Source organism: Paenibacillus anseongensis (genome assembly GCF_009757995.1).
Lineage (GTDB): Bacteria > Bacillota > Bacilli > Paenibacillales > NBRC-103111 > Paenibacillus_E > Paenibacillus_E chondroitinus.
On record NZ_WSEM01000020.1, the window covers coordinates 41052 to 63320 of the forward strand.

Annotated in this window: 16 protein-coding genes; 3 read left to right on the top strand and 13 right to left on the bottom strand. The window is 43.9% G+C overall.

Annotated elements, in window-relative coordinates; genetic code table 11:
- Positions 1 to 39: 39 nt before the first annotated feature.
- Entirely contained in the window at positions 40 to 321 is a 282-nt protein-coding gene (locus GON05_RS23920; protein ID WP_246239435.1) for a hypothetical protein, read from the bottom strand.
- A gap of 178 nt (positions 322 to 499) precedes the next feature.
- On the opposite strand from GON05_RS23920, the gene GON05_RS23925 reads away from it, so the two are divergent.
- Positions 500 to 1129 carry a nitroreductase family protein gene (locus tag GON05_RS23925; RefSeq protein ID WP_127454496.1) on the top strand — a complete coding sequence of 210 codons (630 nt, stop codon included), beginning with the start codon at positions 500 to 502 and terminating at the stop codon, positions 1127 to 1129.
- 67 nt (positions 1130 to 1196) lie between these two features.
- On the opposite strand, the gene GON05_RS23930 is transcribed toward GON05_RS23925, so the two are convergent.
- Positions 1197 to 2273 (bottom strand): hypothetical protein, encoded by a 1077-nt coding sequence (locus GON05_RS23930; protein WP_157323231.1) that lies wholly within the window; start codon positions 2271 to 2273, stop codon positions 1197 to 1199.
- Between the two features lie 159 nt (positions 2274 to 2432).
- Here GON05_RS23930 and GON05_RS39415 point away from each other — a divergent pair, with 159 nt between their 5' ends.
- Entirely contained in the window at positions 2433 to 2516 is an 84-nt protein-coding gene (locus GON05_RS39415; RefSeq protein ID WP_127454711.1) for a hypothetical protein, read from the top strand.
- 58 nt (positions 2517 to 2574) lie between these two features.
- On the opposite strand, the gene GON05_RS23935 is transcribed toward GON05_RS39415, so the two are convergent.
- The 7 genes from GON05_RS23935 to GON05_RS23965 form a co-directional block, all read right to left on the bottom strand.
- Entirely contained in the window at positions 2575 to 4014 is a 1440-nt protein-coding gene (locus tag GON05_RS23935) for a tetratricopeptide repeat-containing glycosyltransferase family 2 protein (RefSeq protein ID WP_157322589.1), read from the bottom strand.
- A gap of 3 nt (positions 4015 to 4017) precedes the next feature.
- The gene (locus GON05_RS23940; protein WP_157322591.1) at positions 4018 to 5730 is read right to left on the bottom strand and encodes a hypothetical protein; all 1713 of its coding nucleotides are present in this window, start codon (positions 5728 to 5730) and stop codon (positions 4018 to 4020) included.
- A gap of 115 nt (positions 5731 to 5845) precedes the next feature.
- Positions 5846 to 6646 carry a Cof-type HAD-IIB family hydrolase gene (locus GON05_RS23945; protein ID WP_181646683.1) on the bottom strand — a complete coding sequence of 267 codons (801 nt, stop codon included), beginning with the start codon at positions 6644 to 6646 and terminating at the stop codon, positions 5846 to 5848.
- Between the two features lie 115 nt (positions 6647 to 6761).
- Positions 6762 to 13154, bottom strand: coding sequence for a PKD domain-containing protein (locus GON05_RS23950; RefSeq protein ID WP_181646684.1), 6393 nt, complete (start codon positions 13152 to 13154; stop codon positions 6762 to 6764).
- Between the two features lie 625 nt (positions 13155 to 13779).
- Positions 13780 to 14823 (bottom strand): S-layer homology domain-containing protein, encoded by a 1044-nt coding sequence (locus GON05_RS23955; protein WP_157322595.1) that lies wholly within the window; start codon positions 14821 to 14823, stop codon positions 13780 to 13782.
- Between the two features lie 179 nt (positions 14824 to 15002).
- Positions 15003 to 15755, bottom strand: coding sequence for a pseudouridine synthase (locus GON05_RS23960; RefSeq protein ID WP_157322597.1), 753 nt, complete (start codon positions 15753 to 15755; stop codon positions 15003 to 15005).
- Positions 15756 to 15761: 6 nt separating this feature from the next.
- Positions 15762 to 17321 (bottom strand): RsmB/NOP family class I SAM-dependent RNA methyltransferase, encoded by a 1560-nt coding sequence (locus GON05_RS23965; protein WP_157322599.1) that lies wholly within the window; start codon positions 17319 to 17321, stop codon positions 15762 to 15764.
- Between the two features lie 146 nt (positions 17322 to 17467).
- Here GON05_RS23965 and GON05_RS23970 point away from each other — a divergent pair, with 146 nt between their 5' ends.
- Complete coding sequence (locus GON05_RS23970; protein WP_157322601.1) at positions 17468 to 17977, top strand: thioredoxin family protein; 510 nt, start codon at positions 17468 to 17470, stop codon at positions 17975 to 17977.
- Between the two features lie 42 nt (positions 17978 to 18019).
- Here GON05_RS23970 and GON05_RS23975 read toward each other — a convergent pair whose 3' ends face one another.
- From GON05_RS23975 to GON05_RS23990, 4 genes are read right to left on the bottom strand one after another with little or no spacing between them, the layout of a single operon-like run.
- Positions 18020 to 19117: a GerAB/ArcD/ProY family transporter gene (locus GON05_RS23975; RefSeq protein ID WP_157322602.1), complete on the bottom strand. Its 1098-nt coding sequence runs from the start codon at positions 19115 to 19117 to the stop codon at positions 18020 to 18022.
- 11 nt (positions 19118 to 19128) lie between these two features.
- The gene (locus GON05_RS23980; protein WP_127454518.1) at positions 19129 to 19362 is read right to left on the bottom strand and encodes a hypothetical protein; all 234 of its coding nucleotides are present in this window, start codon (positions 19360 to 19362) and stop codon (positions 19129 to 19131) included.
- 4 nt (positions 19363 to 19366) lie between these two features.
- Positions 19367 to 20566, bottom strand: coding sequence for a Ger(x)C family spore germination protein (locus tag GON05_RS23985; protein WP_157322604.1), 1200 nt, complete (start codon positions 20564 to 20566; stop codon positions 19367 to 19369).
- 14 nt (positions 20567 to 20580) lie between these two features.
- Positions 20581 to 22176 (bottom strand): spore germination protein, encoded by a 1596-nt coding sequence (locus GON05_RS23990; RefSeq protein ID WP_157322606.1) that lies wholly within the window; start codon positions 22174 to 22176, stop codon positions 20581 to 20583.
- Positions 22177 to 22269 lie beyond the last annotated feature (93 nt).

Below are 22269 nucleotides of genomic sequence, written 5' to 3' on the forward strand. Positions count from 1 at the left end.
AAAACAGTACTCTACATTATATCATGAAGTGAGCACTTCTCACAATCTATCAACATCTGGCGGATTCCGCCTCCGCTTTTGCGTCCAGTCCAAGTGGCCCCTGATTTCCTGCATCCGCTCGTTTTCATCACGCAAATCCGATTCAATCGTTGCCATCAAACATTCGATTTGATCGATAACCGTCTCCGGCAGATCAACCTCTTCCAATGATTTTACAATATAGAGCAGGCATTGCAGTGTTTCTTCCATGAGGCTTTTTTTCTTGCCTGTCAGGACAACTTCCGATAGAAATACAAGGTGGCTCAACTCTTTTTGCGTCATTTTCAAGAGGGACAACCCCTTTCTTCCTTCCATTATCCAACATTTTCCGACATCACGGAAGACCCCTTGACAACTCTAACTATAACATTTAAGATTACAGTAAATTGTTGTTTTCGAGTTACAATTTTTAATATAATTTCTATAATTTTACAATAATATTATTTTTGGAGGCATTTCAATGAGCACACAAGTACAATCCGCTGTTTTAAAAGTTTTGGAAGACCGTCATTCCGTTAAGCAATATCAAGCAGGGCACCAAATGCCGAAGGCTGATCTTGAGCAGCTCCTTACTTCCACTTCCCAAGCTCCATCTGCATGGAACCTTCAGCACTGGAAGCTGGTTGTTATTGACGATCAAGCCCAAAAAGAGAAATTGCTTCCAATTGCATACGGTCAAAAACAAATCGTTGAGAGCTCCGTAGTTATCGCCGTTCTGGGTGATCTTGAAGCGAACAAAAATGCTGAGCTTGTTTTCGGTCCAGCCGTTGAAGCTGGTCATTTGCCGAAAGAAGTGAAAGACACACTTGTTGCTCAAATCGAAAATGTTTATCAATACCCGCAAGTTGCTCGTGACGAAGCGATTCGCAATGCTTCCCTTGCCGCTATGCAGCTTATGATTGCTGCTAAAGCAATGGGTTATGACACTTGTCCGATGGGCGGATATGACGCGGCGAAATTCGTTGAAGCATTCAACGTTCCTGCTCGTTACGTACCTGTTATGCTAATCAGTGTTGGTTTGGCGGCTACTCCAGCTCGTCCATCCGGCCGTTTGTCCCTAGATCAAATTACTGTTTCCAACACATTCTAATCCAATAAAAAAAGGCATGGCTCTCCTAGCAAAATGGGAGTTCATGCCTTTTCTTTTTTCTCCAAGGTCAATGCAATTGATCGGTCTCGAACCAAATTTCATCAATCAATTTATTCCGATACAGCATGGACACATTGAAGGTTTCGTACTCTTTTTCCTTATCCAACTCTTCCAACAACAAAGCCGCAATCAGCTCACGATCATCGGAATCTCCCGGCTCCCTGAAGTCAATAAAACCGGTTAACTGCCGGGAACTAATATCCACCGTTGCCGTCCCGATCGGAAGACCGCCGTACGATTGCTGATAAATTTCATACGTCAACGTATCCCCGTCATCCCTGGCCAAAATAATCGTATAATCCTCTGGATTCGGCGGAATTAATGATTCTTCCCTAATATCATCTACAAGCTCCAATAAATCGATGTGAGTTAGCTCTACAGTGTCAATCATTTCACCATCAAAAATCATATTGAAAATGAACGTATCCGTTTCATCTTCATCGTAATCGGCTACAACCAATTCCGTCACCGTGTCCATTTCTTCATCAAAAGGATCAAATTGCCAGGTGACTTCCCCAATCACATCTGAACCGTACACGTGCGTGATAACTTCAGCAACCAATTCCGATTCTTTATCGTATACATGATATTCCACTCGGTTTCTATACTCACCAACATTGACAAGCTCGTACCCCAATTGCTGCCTGCGCTGCTCAATCATGTGCAAACTTTCGGGTCCGTTCGTTCCCTCGATATCATCAAATCTGGTTTCATCATCGTTCACCCATTCATAATCAGCGTCATCATCATCCAAATAGTAATTAGTTGTTCGGTTATCGTCTTCCTCCATCACTGGCCCAATGGCATGGTCGGTCGCGATCACAAAATCATAATCACTATAGCTGACTACTACTTCGCATTCCGTAATATCCAGTGCATCAATGACATTCTGAATATACGACTGGACAAATTCATAGACACTTTCTTTGTCCTCTTGTGCAATGGACTGCCGCTCCAGATGAATCGAGCCTTTAAGTCGATCCGATTCCCTGTAGACTAGCGTTAACGTACCGACAAACTCCCCATTGTACATCATATCGCAGACTTCTCCGCCTGCTGTTTTCAGGTCGGGTCTAAGCATCATATCGGCCACGACTTTCTTCGCCTCCTCTACAGATCTAATAATTCTTCTGTAGATTGTCCCAATATCGTCCAAAATATGAGTATACAGGATAAACGTCTATACACTTCTGCCCTTTACTTCATATGCTATCCTATAGAGTCAAAAGGGAGGGATTCTGACATGTCTGCTGGATACAATAGCGTAGGTGCAATCTTGGTTCTTTTCATTTTGCTGGTTATCATCACTAGCGCATTTGTTCTTTAATTTTTGATTAACTAAAAAGGCTGTCCCTTCATCTTCATGAGGGGGGACAGCCTTTTTTTTATTCGCTTTGTTGATTTAAACGCTTCCGTTCGGCATCGATGGCGGCGAGTTTCTTGCTTATTAAACCAGCCGTTTGCGGATACTGCTTCAATGTTTGCTTATATATCGCCTTGGCGGCTGATGGTTTTCCAGCTCTTTGCGCGATTTCTGCAAGGGCTAGATCCACCTTCCATTCCCCTATTTCATGTTCGGGCGAAACCATATGACGGAAAGAGTGGAAGGCTTCTCTCGCTCTTCTCATCCCTGCTTCCGCTTCTGTATACAGCTGATCCGCTTGCTTTATACGGACTTGAGCAATCATGTAATGGGCATCCGGAAAGTCGGGATGATGGCTTAAAGCCTTCGTACTGTACATCAGCGCATGTTCCCATTCTTTCCGATGATAACTTATTTCCATCAAATATTTATACACATCAAGCAACCTGCCAAAAAGGGGTTGAGCTAATGCTCTGCGTTCCGCCTCAAGAAGCGCTTCTATGGCTTCCAGTTCTTTGCCTGCCCCGATCAGATCACGTCCTAGATAAAACCAAGCCGCGGGATCATCAGGCCCCTCCTGAACCATCCTATACAGTAACTTCAGGTTCCGTTCGATTTTCTGCTTGTTCTTCATGACCGATGGTTCATATCCATCATGCAGCACTCTTACTTTTACCTTAAAACGTTGTGCTTCGAGATTATAGACGCCGGATTGTGTGCCCACCTGTTCATGAACCCTTCCCCAGTACTTCAGGCCTTTTCCTAAAGGGAATAAACGAGCTTGTGAAAAATTATGATTGATATGATTTTGGATGGAGTTGATTTGCCATAAACATAATATGGCGGGAATTGCCGTTTGGTGATAAAGACCAGCCGCTTCGCGTATAGCATTCACATCTTCTTTTACCAAATGCTCATCCGCATCCATCCAAAATACCCAATCCGACTTCATGTGTCGAAGACCTTCATTTCTCGCGGCGGCAAAATCATCCACCCAAACAAAAGGAATAATCGTGACATTCGGATATTGCGAAGCAAGTTCAGCAGTCCTGTCCGTAGAGCAATCAATAAGAACAATCTCATCAACTGCTCCTTGCAGCGAATCCAAACAACGCTCAATCGTGTTTTCCATGTTGTACGTGATTATTCCGGCAGACACCGTTACTTTTCTTACATGAAGAAGTCCCTCAATATCTACCCTTTCATCACCAGCAGGGATTTCTTTGAGTGCATCTAGTACCGGCACCACCCAAGTCGCTTCAGGATCGAGCAGCCAAGCACGATAAAACGCTTTGGTCGATGCGCTCCCATAGCCTTGATGCATGAGAGCTTCCCCAAGATACACCCAGTTTTGCGCTGCTAATGAATTAGCCCGAATGTGCTCTTTGGCCGCGAGCTCCGCTTCTTTGTAATTCCTCTGTTTTAAAAGTTCACTGACCGATGGTTTCATTTGTTTCATCATCAATTAGGCTGGTCCATATGAGGTATAGGGGATTTTATATACAACTTTGCCATTCTCTAAGGTAAGGACAACCGTCGTGCTTGTATTTGGAGGCAAATTGTCACCTTGAACATATACGCTGCATCCATGTTGAATCGTAAAATGATAATCAGAATCTGTTGAGGAAACTGTCACATCTTCCCCTTTACTCTGCCAATCGAATAATTTGTCTGGAAAAATAGTATAATGAGAATCATCTCGGTTCCGCGGAGCAATATTGATTCGATCTACATAGGTATGATGATTGACTACATCCTTGGCAATGATCGTGAAATTGTTAGGTGCTTGTTGTTCTTCGTTTGTAACACCATTAGCTGCATCTTTAGACGCTGTAAAAGACAACTTGTTTCCTTCAGTCAAATCAATTCCATATGTAATCGATGTGATTGAAGGATTCTCATGATACACGGAATATTGAACAGAAGCCCCCGCCTCTTGCGGAAACATTTGATTTAAGTCAAATTCCAAGGTGCTGTTTTCATATAAAAAGCTCTTGGATAATTCATTTTCATACAAATCGTAATTCTCTTTCACTACAAAACAGATGGATTCTTGCTCGCTATCTGCCTTCATATGTTTGAATTTATAGATGCCGTTAAGCGGTGATAACGTAACATGAGTTCCGTCTATGCTGGGTAAACTACCAAATCCCTCGCTAATATTTATAATTTCCATATCAATATAGGAACTGTCGTCTACATTATTGAAATAATTGTGCATATCCAGGGTGATAGAAGCACGTTCCTCTATATCAAATCGTTCCGAAGGCCGTACAAGAATGGGAACTGTCCCTGAAACAACACCACCCTCGTTGTCATAAACAACTACAGGGAGATACACGGGCTCACTTGTTGCTTGAAGTGGAGTCAGAGTTTGTCCATACTCCGTATTATTGACTCGTATGTATTCGTTTCCTGAAGTTGCGAAAACAACATGCAAATATGAATTCTCATTGAATTCATTCGACTCATCGTCGGGATCTTCGTAAAACTGATGAATATCAAAAGATAGCGGACTTTCACCATAAGAATTAACATCCACATCGACACCAGAAAAAGCCTCAAACGGCGTCACATTCATTTTTGGCACAGGAATTTGATTCCCAGGTTGACTATATGGATCGTCTTTCTTGATTGTTGGTGAAGCAAGATCGATATGTCCCATCAGTTCTTCAATCTTTGATTTTTCTGAATACTGAGACGGGAAATTCTGTAGCACGGAAACAACATTTTTAATATTAAAATTTGGCCCCGTCCCGCTTCCGGAACTTGGTACGATAATTACATTAAAGGTGTCGTCGAAAGTCGCTTCACTCTCATAAGGGGTTACCGTTACCGTAAATGTGGCAAGTCCAGTCGGAGAATTTGTTACTAGCGGGTTCGCGTTTATTTCTAAAATGCCGTAACGCAACAAACTTTGGTTTACAGTCGCCAGCGTGGAAGTATTATTAATCTGGAACTCCCTACCCGCATAGTAGAGGGTGTGCAAATTGATATATGTTTTCCCGCCCTCAGGAATAACAATCGTCTGCAGCTTATCGTGGTTTAAAATCGGAATTTCCGTCTCCACATTTGCCGCAGCAGGCACAGTCAAGAATGGCACGGCAATCATCGCCGTACTGGCAATGGCCCCTACCAGTTTCTTTTTTCTACTAAAACTCCTCTGTTCTTTCCCCATAATGACACCACCGTCGTCTAGTTTATTTCCCTCATTCTACCATAGCCTGGTAATCGGAAGAACCCCTGAAACGACAAAAATCCCCAAAAATCGAGGATTTTATAGGAAATTTATCTTATAAACAATATTTTAATAGGGCTTTATGCACACCTTCATCATTATTCGATGCGGTTACCGCATCCGCGGCTTCCTTCACCCCGTTCGGTGAATTTTCTACCGCGATACCAAGTCCGGCAAACTCCATCATTTCCAAATCATTATAATAATTGCCAATGGCCATAATTTCGCTCGGATCGATCTCTAAGGATGCAGCTAAAGCCTTCAACGCATTTCCTTTATTCGCTTTGGCGCTCATCACATCGATGAATAAATCACCGCTTCGAATCATCCGCAAATGTCCATACAGCTGCTGTTCGTCCCATTCCTGTTGAACACGATCCAGGATCTCCGGGTTACTAAAAAGCGTAAATTTCACTATCGGCAAACCTAACTCAGATACATCCGTTACGAGTTTGGGACTAACCAGAAACTTGGTGTACATCTCTTTTTCGTATTCGCCAATTCGCTCGATGTACATATTGAAAGATGTGCAAACATCGAAATGGATGCCCTCTCTCCTTACGTAATCCAACATGGGGGCAATTTCCGGCAGCGTAAAAGAAAACTCATTCACTAACGATTTCCCTCGTTCGTCTGCATGAACCGTCGCGGCTCCGTTATGGGTAATCATCGTTCCTTCTAATCCAAGCTGCTGCAGGATAGGCAGCGTGCTGTCAGGAGCTCTTCCTGTACACAAGACGATATGTGCCCCTTGATCATGCACTTCCTGAATCGTTTCAATCGTCTGCTCGGTTAATTCATGATCGTCATTCAAAAGCGTTCCATCAACATCCAATGCAATTAAACGATAGTTCACGGTCTTCTCGCTCCCTTAGTCATAGCCTTTTTATCGCTAATTGTATCATAGGATAGCTTGGGATTCACCGTTTCATACAAAAAGCAGCTATCCGAAGATAACTGCTGCTTAGCATTTATTGAACCCTGTGAACACCTACGGATTTATTGACATTGCCGATAATATTTACGTGAATATCTTCTGTTTTTATCACCCCATTGCGATATCGTATTCGAAAATGAATGGTTTGCAAGCCTTCCGGCAATCCCTCCGAGAATGACTGAAATTTGGCATCGAAAATTTCACCCCAAAAAGATGTGGCATCCCCTGCTGCCGGACTTAAACGCTCGGATACATAAAGCAATTTACCGTCTAACCCTGTAGTATCAATCCATGCCGTAACTTCGTCTACAGGCGCCGGCGAGCTTTGACTAGATACCACAAAAATTTCACCGGAGTAAAAATCCTTCGGCGCCGCCACTGTTTGGTGACCGCTTTTCTCATGTAAAATCAGCCAATTGTTCGTATAAGTCACATCGGAGTGAATAGTTAATGGAGCCGCTGTAATCATTTTGACAATCGAGTTCGTAAGCCGTCCATCTGACACAGTAAGTGTCACTTTATAAACACCGGGAGTTAGGAACTTATGGCTAAACGTTGGTGAGGAAAAGAAAACTTCCGTTCCGTTGGGCTGCTCCAATTTCCATGCATAGCTCAGAGAATCCCCATCAGGATCATAAGAGGAATTCATGCTTTGAACCACATCACCTTCCCAGACCGGCTTAGGAGTCCAGTCAAACTGAGCAACAGGAGCGCGATTAATGTAGAACCAAGTTGGTGTTGAATAATCAGACCAAACAATGCCATCGAAAACTCTTATTATGACACGCAGCTTTTGGGCAGGAGGAAGATCGCGATTGACTTGCCAACTTCCTAGACTTGAATTTGCACCTTGGTAAAATTGCCCAGAATCCAGAACCATTACATCATTAGCCTCATTCGTAATTAGCAGCTGAAAGTAAGTGAACGTTGTTCCTGGATCAGGATCCGTTTGTGTCCATTGAAACGTAGGTCGAAGTTCATCGTATATCGTAGGCGCAGCTTGCGTCCCATTAGGTATTGTCATCGTCACGTTGGGAGGTCTGTTCAAAGTGAACCATCCCGAATTGGACCACTCGGACCAGTACTTGCCGTCATTTACACGAACCTGAACTTGAAATGGGCCTGATAAGCCTTCAAGATCTGACAGGTCAAATTGTTCAATCGGATGAACCGTCCATGAACTGCTCGTCGTTCCGTACTTGCAACTTCGCCATGCTCCCGAATTACTATTATAGCTGCACGAATAAGCGTAGCTGCCTCCTCGAATGGCTTGATTCGTAAGCCCATTTTCGCTGTATGTGACCTGATTCCCATTATCATCAAGGATTCTATACTGGAAGCTATTATATTGAGTTGGAATGTCTGGATCCGATTGATTCCAAGAAGGTGCGAGTAAGCCACTTAATATCGGAGTAGGGGTAGATTGTGTTCCATTGGGGAAAGTCAATACAGCAGAAGGCGGGTATCCCTTGCTAAAATATTTCTCCGACCACTGCGACCACATCCCTTTTTCATCCTGTACACGTATTCTCACCTTGTAAACTCTATTATCCTGTAAAGTCATCGGAGCTGTGTAGCTTAAACCAACCGCCGTTCCTTCGCTTTTTAGATTACTATTCATAAAAAGAGTTGGAGTAAATTGATTTACCCATCGATATTGCGGATTACTATAATAATCGTAGTAGTAATATTGAACATCGATTTCAGACTTTACAATGTAACTATCCGCATCAAAATCAACAGCGTTCCAAGTAAACAGCGGGTTTGATGATGCCGCCCCGGATGGATGATTAAAGTCGCTACTTACAGGGTTCGTTATATCTACAAAAGGAGCATGATTTGCAGGCGGAGCGTCTAACCAGATATACGCCTCTCCCCAGTCTGACCAAGCATTGTACTCATCTTTTACAGCTACCCTGAACGTATATAACCCAACTTCTTTGACACGATCGATAAGCCCGGGAACTGTAGTACCGTCCGGAAGAATGTATTCGTATCTACGATCAAGGATCCCTTTGGTTAAGGCATAGTTAATTCCCGCAGCTTCTGTAGAGTAGTTTGTGGAACTTAACCAACGATCCGGATCATAGCTTTGTGAGTCATCACAGGTCACTTTATAGTACAGATCTTGACTGCAAGATATCTTACTGATTGGTTTGCGATGAATCAAAACATTTCTCGAATAAGGATCCGACTCAGAGACGTAATCGGCAAAAGTTACATTAGGATACATATAGCCTAGTGGTGCAGGATCATCAACGCCAATATAGGAAAGTGTATAAATACCAACTTTATCAAGTATTTTCGTTGGAGCACCCATTAAGGTCTGGCCATGATAACTGGACAAGCCGCTTTTTCCATCGCCAGCATCCAGAAATTTCACCGAATTCGTGTGCTCATATTTCCATTTGTCTTTAACAATCAGATGCGGATCGTTCTCTGGGTCCTCATAAGTTGTCCCGTACGTCAATTCTTCCCCAGCTATTCCTATATCGCTTATTATCGTATTATCAACGATGGGTATTTTCACATAAACGTTACGCAAATGAGAACCAAAGCCACCGATAAAAGCTCCATAAGTCCCCGAAGTGAACGTAGAGTCTGATGTTTCAAAAATGGGAAACTGACCTAATCTAACCTTCAATTTCGATCCTCTAACGGAAACTTTAAGATTTACAAAATCTGTCGTGTTCAAATTAATAGGACTGCTTCTCAGGACTGTACGATCCCCGTTCACTATTTTGCTAAGAGAAATCCAATTTGATGTCAGTTCCAGCCTATACATATTTTTATTGTTCTTCGCCCTAAAAATAAACCCCGACGGTGAATTCAAGCTGTAATTCAAATTCGTTTGCATAAAGTCGAAAGAATAGTCTGCATCGCTTATTTCCGTGTCTTTCTTTAAAACTTGGCCCACCTCAGAAGAGGCATACAATTTGGGACTGGCAACGGCTCCTTTTATCGTGTAAAAATAATACTTGTTAAATGAACCTGAAGAATCTTCATCATAACTTGAGACGTAACTGCCAACACTACAGCTGCCACAAGATTCCCATACAAAATTATACCTTCGGAGCTTGTGATATCGTTCCTGGAGCATAAGATAGTATTCACCGTCAGCCCCGAATCCTGATGAGGCAATCGTAAACTGCCTATTCTCATATAAAAATTGTTCATTGCTTGAGTAGTCCTTGGGACGCAAATTTGCCGTCGTGAAGTCTGCAATTTTTGTGGCAAATTTATCAGCGACTGTTATTTTATTAAACCCATCTACGATGTACACATAGCCGTCTTCAGAAACATCCCATTTTACTTGCACGATCGAGCTTGTTGTACGATCTGAGCCTTCTCCTCGAATGACACTGCCGTCACGGGATTGGCTGCTATCGTCTCGATTGACCGTACTGATATCTAATCGCTTCGTAATACCCGTTTGTTTGTTATGCGAAGTCAGATAATTGGTATAAATCCCTCTGTAAGCTGAGTTACTGCCACTATTTGAATAGCTGGAATTACTATAAGTGCTCTTATATTCTTGATGCACATAAACGGCTACCTCGGTATCTTCATATATAGCTGCATTTCCTGAGTTTGGCCTTGTAATTGTTGCCGAAGGTACTTCAAAACCAGTTTCCACATCATACCAACGAGAAAGATCACCGCCACCACAATAAGAGCAGTAATTAGGATTAAAAAGTACATAAGGTATTTTTATTTTCGTGCCATCATCATTAATCTCCATGTTATTTGCATTGCCAATGTGATTAGGCTGTGTTGGCAGAGCAAAAAAACCAGTAACCGAAGAACTGTTACTCTCGAAGCTTTTCACCCACGAAACCTGACCAGATGCATTTTTCCTCGTATAGTCGCACCACCAATGATAAACATCGTCATCACTTGAGTAGTTTTCAAAATAATATTTGCAGGATAAACTGTAGCTGCCTCCTTTGGCGTCAAATGTTAAATAATTACCCGTATTGCTTGCTGTCGGCGGGTCAACACCACTGAGTTGAGTAGTTGTAGGTTGACCGTTCGGACTTCCTTGCCAATCAATCTTTTGCACCGTGTAGGGGATTGCACCGCGAACAGCCACTCCGCTTCTATTACCTAAATATTGAGTGCCATACAAAGGTGGCATGCTAAAACTGCTTCCCACATCAAGTCCAACGGTCGCTATAGCGCTAGTAAAAATCAAATTACTGGCAGGCGCTTTATAAGGCGACTTTCCAAAATGAGAAGTGAAACCTTTCGTAATAGGGTTGTACGTGAAAGCAATATCCTTTGTTTTATGTAAATTCGCATTTGTAAGTGTCGAACCTTCCCACTGATCCCCGAACGCCATTAACAATTCGTTCTCAGTTGCGGTTTGAAACAAAGGTGGTTCGGGATTTGCACTAGTTACCGTGAATGCGACCTCAGGCGAGTCATTTTTGATATCGATCACAAAAGATTTCGTGTCAGTTAGCCCCCAGTCTTCCTTGGTTTTAACGGTAAGTTTATACTTCCCTATCTTCGCAGCCGGCAGCTGTGCCGTTCCACCTACTGCAATAGGTAGATTGAGTGGCATGTGATCATTAAAAATTCCATCATTATTACTGTCGTAGACATAGTTAATCGTAGTTTCAACAATGACATCCCCATCAGGGCTAAATGAAATATCTCGAAATGGAATGTTTCCACGAACCGCGAAAAGCGGAAGGTTAATGACGGCTACAGGAGGTTTATCCTCGACGACATGGATATTTTTGATCGCTTTATTTTCCGGTAAACTTCGTACGCCATAGTTATCTTTGACTTCGAGAGTAACGGTTTCCATACCGACATTAGGATAAACTGAAAGATTATTCGTCCAAAAATACTCCGTAATTGTCCTGTTCTTAGCCGGTCGGCTGCAAGCGCCATTGATGGCATTAGGCGGAAGCGGTCGATTTTGCACGACACGATTCGGAACATTTATGCAAGGGACTGGCTCCGGACGCATGATTGTTATTGTCGCTTCCTTTTGCGTACAGGCTCCTTTGTCATCGCACATTTTTGCCGAAATTGAATGATCTCCGGCTGTTGATGCCGTAAGCCATGTCAGTTTATCCTCTCCTTTTAAATAGCCCATGGAAGGAAAACTTTTGATCCAAGGACTTGAGCTGTTCGCGAACAACCACTCAAAAGAAACGGAATCATCATCAGGATCATAATGATTCGGCGCAATTTCTGGCAGCAATCGTACATTCAGCTTGTCCCCAACTACCGCTTCTGACAGGGATGTGCGAGTATAATAGTCGTTGTCCGGAAACCACCCGATTTCGAACTGTGGCGGTCTATTGGGAGGCTTAGGACCTACTGTAAATTTCCCTTCATAAAAATAAGAAGTTCCTCCACAACTATCCTCAAGTTGGTAAGCAATATCGACTTGCCCACTTTGCATGTTGCCAGGATAGCCAATAAAACCCATCATCCCATAAGCAAAAATAGACATATCATTCACTGAGGTACTTCCTAGTGTACTCCAACCATATTGAACGTCTTCCCCGGTTGCTTGGGATAAAATAAAACGTCCTCTAACCGGTGTACAACTGGACGGAATTGTCCAATCCGCTTTTATCATGTTGGAATCTTTCCATGTAATCGTAGGCTTGTCTGCCGAGGTTTTTCCGGAGTAGCCACCGCCTTTAGGCGCGCAGCTAGCTTGTGGGGTAACAATCTGGGAAAGCGTATTATTCGTGGAAGAGGTTTCTGAGATATCGTCATTAGCATCTACCGTTAACGTAATGCTCTTTATACTGTTGAAGGTGTAGGGGACTGTCTCGGTTTTGCTCTCTCCTGGCGGAAGTCCTGCCGTGTAAGTAAAGGTCTTGAACACTGCGCCGTCAGCCGCTACTGTTACTTTAAATGTGCTTCCATTGGGGATAGCCACACCAGCGTTTTTGAACTTGATAGTGAGGTTCGTGCTTGCACCCGAGAGGACACAACTGCCGGCGTCGATCGATATTGCGGCTAGATCGGGTTTGTTTGGTGGGGTATAGGTGACTTCGATGTAGGTTTGGTATTTGTAGGTTTCTCCTTTCCATAGGCCTATGGCGTACATGTAATAATTTCGGAGCAGACCGTAAGGAGGCGTTTGGCCACCTGTTATTGCGTCCTGTTCTTCGTAGTAAAATGAGTCTACTGAATTATCTAGAGGCAACATCGTTCTGATCATGCCTTTGCCGTCTGTTTTTCCTTTACCGTAAGATAAAGGGAGGGCTTGGGAAGCTGGATGTTGTTTAGCATCAATGATCGTTATACTGTTCTGTAATAACTTGTCACCATCAGTTATTTCAGGTGATCCATCATTTAAAACTACAGAAGACTCATTGATAAACCAACGATTTGGACGATCAACTTCATAAGCAGTTGTTACCGCCCATCCCTCCTTACCAAAGTCTTTCACTATATCTCCACTTGCTGGTGCATCAATTCTCCCAGATATTTTATATTGGTTTGAATCATAGCTATAACGTAAATCGGGTCCATTATTTGAACCTCCAAAATCTCGATAGTTGAACGAATTAAATGTGTATCTGTATCTCCCAATATTAGGTATTAGTCCAGGGTATGGTGAAGGTATTCCTGATTTCCCATCAAATTCTACAACTGGCGTATTCTCTCCCTTATGTTCCCAAACTTTTCCTATAGGTTGTCTATATATTTGATGTCCTGGCTTTGTTTCTGTCATTCCAAAAACTGATACACTTTGACCGCTTATATTGGTAATATTTATTCTAGTTCCAATAAAACAATTTGAACATAACATTATAGATCCATTATTAATAATTTTTAGAGAAGTAATTTCACCATTTATATTAGAAAATATTTCCTCATTTATTTGTTTAATTGATGATGCCGAATATTGTGCATTTACAATTGAATCTTTAAACTGTCCCTTCTCATAATCATAATAAAGTATCTTAGAACCGGAAGCTTCAGAAGGGAGTTCTACAAATGGTAGCATCAAATGATAAAATGTAAGAAATAGCAAAACTCTATAAAAGAATTTTCGAATGATATCCCCCCCCTTATGGCTTTGCAATTCCGACTTCATTTCCTATAACATCAAGAGTTAATCCCGTTCTAGAATGATCTTTCATTACCCCATAAGCTACATTCCCTACATATGTTCCTGGGACAGCGAATCTTATAACTCTAATTAAACCTTCTTTAGCAAGATGTAAAGGTCCAGTCTGATCATACAATGTAAGATACTGATAGCCACCTAAACTAAAACTATCATCAGCTGTCTCATCCACCTCCACAGTGAATTTAGCCATCACCACAAAATCCCTCTGTTTATCCACTCTAGAATTCCAATGCGAAGTATCAATATACTCCATATTAGGATCATTCTCGTCAGACGGGTCAGCTATGATTACCTGGTTTAACGTAACAACTGCTCCCTGACCTGCACTCCAAGAGTTTCCTATGTTTTTCGCCTTCAACCCCAACATAGTCCCCACATTACTCCCAGTTTCAGCAATCTCAGCCGCACTCGCCGCGTACTTATCAACCGACAGTTTCTCTCCATTCTTGGCAGCAAGAATCCGCTCAATGATCGTAATCGCCTGAGCACGCGTACTAGTCCCATACACGTCCAGATCTGTCCTACTTACGCCATGAATTAGCCCCATTTTCGTAGAATCAACCATAGATCCTTTCAATGTCTTATCGACACTTCGCACGCTCAAAATAGACATCTCATACCTTTGCAGTGGCTCATTGTACCGTTCTGGAAACTCAGCAGGAATAATTCCCTGCGACTTCAAAAGATCCACATAGGGCTGAAACCACCCATCCCCATCAACTTTGTTGACCTTCTCCCCTGTAGCCACCGCCACCATTTTAATAAACTCAGCACGACTAATTGGGGCATCAGGTTTAAAAGTGCCATCCTCGTAACCGTCAACGTACTTCTTTTGAACGGCATTTTGAATAGAAGATTCTGCCCAATGCTGGTATGTGTCTTTGAATTGCGTAGCGCTCTGTGCAGAAGAATTCATGACATCATAGCCAACAGATATTGCACAAAGTACTGTCATTCCTAATACAGAAAATCTTTTTCTCATAAATAACCCCTCTCTCATCACTAACAGGATACAAATTTGGTAGTAAAATCCTATAAAACAACATAAAAAACCACCCTGCCATCGCAATGAACGAAACTCAACGATGACATGGGCGGTTCTTCCGCGCGAAATATTTGTATTACTCCAAAAATACCATATACTAGTATTTTTGTAAATCACTAATTTTGAAGCTCGTGGGCATTTCTCAGAGCAGTAAGCTCCTCGTCCGTTAACTCTCTCACTTGGCCTAATGCTAGGTTTGGATCCAAAGCAAGCGGGCCCATGGAAATGCGTTTTAAGTAGGCAACTTTCTTGCCTACGGCTTGAAACATGCGTTTCACCTGATGAAACTTACCTTCCATAATCGTTAACTCAATCTCGGAAAGCACTCCACTAGCTTCGTTACCGACACTCAGAATTTTTAAGATGCCCGGCAGCGTCTCATACCCATCGTCCAAGGTCACTCCATGCGAAAATGCCTCGATATCCTCATCAGTAACCTCCCACTCGACCTTAGCAAAATAAGTCTTAGAGACGTGCTTACGTGGAGAAAGCAGGTTGTGAGCTAGCTTTCCGTCATTGGTAAGCAAGAGAAAACCTTCGGTATCCTTATCTAATCGACCTACTGGAAAAACTTCAAACGGCGCATATGCCGCGTCCAATAAATCCACTACGGTACGATCACGATTGTCCTCAGTAGCGGAAACTACGCCCTGCGGTTTATTCATCATCAGGTAAACGAACTCCCTGTAACGCACGGTTTCACCGTTTACCTGGATAATGTCCTTATCGGGATTGACCTGCATCCCGCTGTCTTTGATTTTAGCGCCGTTCACATAAATTGCGCCTTCTTTAGCAAGTCGCTTGAGTTCAGAGCGCGAACCGATGCCCACATGGGCGAGTATTTTATCGAGCCTTTGTGTTTGTTTCATGACCGCTTAGGTCCACCTCCAGCCGGGCGGGTATTCGTTTTTGAGCATCCCGTCGATCCATTTGCCCCAGCCGACGGGATGTTCGTCAATGCAGACAAGGCAGTAGCCTTTGGCTGCCTTGGTCACTTCCGGGTCGCGGATAATCTCGCTCTCCGCGACTTCGAGCGTCTCGCCCTTCAGGTACCGAAGGGCTCGCTCGTCGCTCGAAGCCAAGCTCAGCGCTCGCTTGGCTTCGCGCAAACGCAGTCCCATGGCTAACGCATGGGACGGCTCAAATCGGCCGCGGTGCAGCGCGCCGATGTACCAACCGGGCCGCACGACTTTCAGTCCGTGCAGCTCCGGCAAACCCGCCGGCGACGCATACGCGTGCTCGCCGTAACAGACCAGCCGCAAAGCGGCGAAAGGCTCGCTGCGCAGCAGCTCGTCTTCGAACGCCTGAAGCGGCTCCAAGCTCACGCGGGACTCCGTCCCCGCGCGGCCCTTCCCACGCAGCGCGTCACGACCGCTGCGCCCCGCTCCTGCACCCGCTCTTACGCTCACTCCGACTTCCGCCTTTACACTCGCTCCGGCTTCCGCCCTTACGCTCTCTCCGACTTCCGCCCTTCCCCCGACTCTAGCTTCCGCCCCAACACCACTTCTCAACACAGCAACATAATGCCCCTCACCGCGCAAACGATGCGGCCAAAGCCGCGCAGTCCCTGCGACCGCTTCCCGAGCCTGAGCCGAATAAGTCTCCTCACACCAAGGTGCACGCAGCCAATCCGGCTGTCCATGGTCGAAACGGTCAATCGGCACCACGTCAAACGCAGGATGTTTGTCCAAAAACTCCGCAATCTGCGCCTCATTCTCCTCCGGTGAGAACGTACAGGTCGAGTACACAATGGTTCCGCCAGGTGCTAGCATTTGCGCCGCTTGTCCAAGTAATTCCCTCTGCATTGCGGCAAATTCCTGCACAGAATGGCGCTCCCACTGCTGCATCATATCCTCTTCCTTGCGGAACATGCCTTCCCCCGAACAAGGGGCGTCTATTAATATTTTATCGAAATAGCCTTGAAACACATTCAGCATTCGCTCCGGCCGTTCATTCAAAACAACGGCATTCCTAACGCCAAAAAGCTCTAAATTTTTGACCAAAGCCTTCACCCGGTCCGAGTGGTTGTCATTCACGACAAGCACTCCCTCGCCCTGAAGTTTGGCTGCAATCTGAGTAGACTTCCCGCCGGGGGCTGCACACAAATCGAGCACTTTTTCGCCAGGCTGAACCTGAAGCAGCTCTACTGGCGCCATGGCGCTAGGCTCTTGAATATAATAAAGGCCTGCATGATAATACGGATGCTTGCCAGGACGTTCTCCTTCTTCATAGTAAAACCCTTCGGACGCCCATGGCACGGGTTCCAATGCGAAAGGACTTTTATCCAGAAAATCCGCTTTCGTAATTTTACTTGTATTTACCCTCAAACCATAAGATCTTGCTTGGTCGTAAGAGGCCATAAAGCGTTCAAATTCGTCTTCCCCTAATAAATCAATCATTTTATCCCTAAATAAGGGAGGCAGCTGCTTCGTCATCCGACATCTTCTCTTTCCTCTTTTATCTTCGCTATTATAGCTGAACTGTCACGAAACAGCCAATTATTTTCAAAATCTGAACAGGATATGCTATACTTTTTATCGAAATTAATAGTTAGTATACAAGACAAGATGAGGTGCATGAAATGAAGAAGTTGCTTATTTATCTAGGCATTGTCGTTATTTTATTCGGGGGTTTATATTTCGTTAATCAACAGTCTACCAAATCATCGGATCAAGCCAATGCCGGAAATCCTTACGGTGTTGCGGCATCCAAGCTAAATCCCGAAACGGTGAAACAATTAAACGATCCGAACTACCAGAACCTGATTCTGCCTAAAGATCTCGATCAAAGGCTGAAAAACAAAGAAACCTTTTTTCAGTATTACTATGCATCCACTTGCCCGCACTGCAAAATAACGACTCCTGTCCTTGTTCCTATTGAAAAAGAGCTCGGTATTGATGTCAAACAGTTCAATTTGGAAGAATTCAAAGACGGTTGGGAGAAATACAAAGTTGACTCCACACCGACCCTTATTTACTACAAAGACGGTAAAGAAGTGGATCGAATCGTTGGCGGTGTTCCAGAAACCGGCGCAACAGGCGGTAATACACCTGAAATGTTTAAAGCTTTTTTCCAGAAATACAAAGGTTAATAGGTACGGTAAAAGCAGCGGATAACGCTGCTTTTTTTCATTTTAATGGCTGCCTGTCTTTTTTCGAATCATAGCTAGGCCTAAGAGTAATAAAGGGATGACGAGCCCAAACGTCCCCGAGTAAAAGAGCCATATTTTAGAAGCAAACTTAATGAAATAGGCGACATTCGGGTAGGCGACGACCGAAAGTACAACTAAAGTCATTCCCAAAGGAATATAGAGCTGCCGGATTTCATTCAATTTAAAAATCTCGCCCAAGGTCACGGCAGACGCATATAAGCATAACGTTAGCTTAAAGTAGATGGTAATGAACCAAATCCCCGCCATGACAACCTCAAGACGTTCAAGGAAGTTGCCAATCGATATTCTTCTGGCTAAGGAGAAGCTGGGATACATTTGGACTGAAGTTAAGTCGTCCCCTAACACAAGAATTGAAAGAAGCGAGATGATAACAATTAAGGAGCCTCCGATGGACACTCCTGCAAGAAACGCTTTTCCCAGCTTTTTGGTTTGATTGACGAAAGGTAGAATCATTAAAAAAACAACCAGTTCCAAATAAGGAGTACCAATCAGGGGAAGGGAAGCACGTACAATCGGTTTGAAGCCATACCCGAGTATCGGCAATATATTGTTTACTTTCATTTGCGTCGGCAGCAGGATGAACATGAGGAAGAAAAAGAGCAGCACCCATGGCAGGAAGATTTCCGATGTACGCGTAAAGGTTTCCAGTCCGTTTCGAATGCCCAAAATGACGATCGCCAAAAAGAAGATATGCGTAAATTGCAGCGGTGTATCCACAAGGACTTGGGTTGAAATAAAATCACCCAAATTACGAAGCACCAACGCGGCTAGAATGAAAAAAAAGCAGAAATAGAGCAAGCCGACGGCTTTCCCCACCCATTTTCCCATTAACTCCTCACAGTATTTAACCAGTGTTTGCTGAGGAAAACGTTGACCAAGGGCCAGATATAGGATAACAAGCAGCAGACCTGCTAGGAGTCCTAGAATGGCAGCAATCCAAGCATCCTGTTTGGCATCATAGGCAAGTCCCGAAGGAGCGATGAGGATAGCGCTGCCAATCGTAAATAAAATAGTCAATATCGTAAACTGGTGAACGCCTATCCTACCCTTCTCAAACATGTAACTCACCTCTATTTTAGAATGCCAAAAACAAATCGACTGACCGGTTGATAGACATATGTAATCCATTCCATCGGATTCGGAAGCTTTACTCTCTCAAATTGCAGAATGCAAAGCACAGATCCTATGATTAAAAGCGATAAAAATACCCAGATTTCCGCAATTTGTTGTTTGCGCATTAGCTGCGGGAGCTCAATCAACCCCGCGAGAGTCGCAATGATCAAAACCGAGACGATAACTCCCATGTCTTCACTCCTCTTCGCGGCGCATTATGATAGAGTTATTCGTTGTGCCTAGACGGCGTATGTGTAAATCTGCGGAGATATTTACTTGAAGCTTGGCGAATTCATTCTGCCAATCGGGCTCCATTTCTTTCCACAACTTAGGGGACACATCTTCAATCACCTCACCAAAACCGAAGATATCCGCTTTATTTTCCTTTGCTTTATTAATGGAGGCATACATCACTTTTTTCAGGGCTTTGGTAGCGGTTTCTTCAAGTTCATGGATCGTTTCCGGTTTCAACAAATCGATGTCACACTGAACTTCACTGACATTTTCCTCTAAAATGACATGCAAATTGATTTCCGGCTTCCCGTTTTTCACCACTCCTTTCATCTTGGTTTTTGAACGAATAATTTCTACGGTTAACGTTCCGCCTTTGGGACATTCCAAATGCCCCATCGTGCTTTTAACGTTACCAACAATATAGTTGTAACCTTTGCTCTCATCCTCGTTAAGCCAATCAACCAATTTATCTTGCTTAAACAGGGCTAGCCCGGTGTACTGCAAGTTCGTGATTGGTTTCGTTTCCGCTAGAGACGATTTGGATCTTCCCTTCTTGGGATCCCCCTCAATTCGAATACCGGTTAACACCGATTCGGTCGTCGGCTCACTAAGCTTCGTGATGAACTGATCGATACGAACACTGACCGTTGGTGCCCAAGCCTTCTCTGAAGTTTCTAACGTCTTGAACATTTTGTTCGCTGGAATCCTCTCAATTGGTGTCAATATTTGCAGCACTTTGGAGGCTGTCGTACCTCGGGCAACAATGAGGTAGAAATCAGATCGGATTTCATGATCTCTGGTGATGCCATCCAGCACTTTAGCAACCCCTTCACGCGCAAGTTCCTCGCCGATTACGATAATGCGCAAATGGGATGCGAATAATTTACGCGGAGCTGAGGTTGTTAATTTCCTTGCCGCTTCCAGAATTGAAATTCCTCTTGCTGACAGAGTTGTGATAGGCGTGCTGTAACCTGCCCCTTTTTTCGATGCTACCTCATTAGGGTTCACAATTTGTACAGTTACCAAGTATTCGTCTCCGCTTTTATCCAAGCCCACGCCAACCGTAATGGCCAAATCATTTAATTCATGCCGATCCCAACACCCTGAGAGCACAAGACCAAGTAAGCTTAGCGTACACAGAATACGACCTAATCTTTTCATGGGCTGATCCCCCTTTATCTTCGTTTTGGTTTGGTAGTCGGGGCATTGTTTTCGCGGATCATATTCTTCTGGTTAATAAATCGGGGTCTGGAGAAAAGGCTCCATTGCGGCAATCTGAGAATGGTGTCCTTCTGATCATCCATGACGAACGGAGCCATCGGAGACATGTATGGAACCCCGAAGGAACGCAGGGAGCATAGATGTTGAACCATCGCGATTAAGCCAACGGTAATGCCGAATAGGCCAAAAGTAGCCGCAAATATCATCAAAACAAACCGGATAATGCGGATTGGAATCCCCATACTGAAAGCAGGAATAACAAAGTTTGCGATCGCTGTAATTGCTACGACAATAACCATAGCCGGTGAAACCAATCCAGCATCCACGGCTCCTTGCCCAATAACAAGCGCACCTACGATAGATACTGCTTGGCCTACCGTTTTCGGCAGTCGAACGCCGGCTTCACGCAGGATTTCAAACGTCACTTCCATCAATAACGCTTCCACAAAGGCAGGAAAAGGAATACCTTCCCGCTGCGCCGCTAAATTAAATAATAGTGAGCTGGGCAGGAGCTCTTGGTGAAATGTGGTCATCGCGATATAAAACGAGGGAGCCATCAAAGAGATGAAAAAACACACATATCGCAGCATGCGAATCAATGTTGCAAATTCAGCCCGTTGATAATAGTCCTCTGAAGATTGAAAAAACTGCGTAAAAAAAACGGGAGCTTCGAGCACAAAGGGGGTTCCATCCACCAAAATGGCGACGCGCCCCTCCAATAAGCCGGAAGCAATCACATCCGGACGCTCGGTATTGTAGACCGTTGGAAACGGCGTGAACGTTTCATCCTGAATCAGTTCCTCAATATTGCCGCTTTCAAGGATACCATCAATATCAATGCGTTCAAGCCGTTGCCGTACCTCAGCTACAATTTTGTCATTTACAATCCCTTTGATGTACATCATCGAAACTGTTGTTTGCGTAACTCTACCTATTGTCATGCTTTCCAGCCACAAATTCGGGCTCTTGATACGCTTACGAATAAGAGAAATGTTCGTGCCTATCGACTCAGTAAAACCATCACGTGGTCCTCTTACAACAGACTGTGTGGTCGGCTCCTCTACCGATCGCTGTTGTTCTGAAGCTGTATTCACGGATAATACCTGTGTATAACTATCGACAAAAATGACGGTTTCGCCTGACAAAATCCGATAACATACTTCTTGGTAGCCATGGATCGCTCGGACTTCCCCTAAGGTCTGAAGAACATTCGTCATTAAATCAGGCAGCTCATAGAACCCCGTTTCCAAAGCTTCCACGATTTCAGCCGATTTGGCGGTCAAGCCGTTCATGATATCCTGAAATAAGTTTTTGTCCACCATCTGCTCAAGAAAGGCGAAACCAACTTTGATGTTGGCATCCAGTTCCAGATACATTTCACCCGTCTTAAGATCGTCGCTGTTGCCAAACGTCGCTGTGATTTGTTCGATATTCAATTGGCTGTCGCTAAGGAGGCTTATGTGTGAAAGAGGATCCTCGTGCTCCTGGGAGCGCGTGCTTGGAATTCTTTTATGATTGAATAGTTGATGTAGCGTCTTGGACCAAAACATGTTATCTCGCCACCACCAAGTTCTTTTTAAAATCCATTCATCTTGTGGGAAGTTTTCCCTTCCACGCTCAAAATTATGTATGAAGGACCGAGA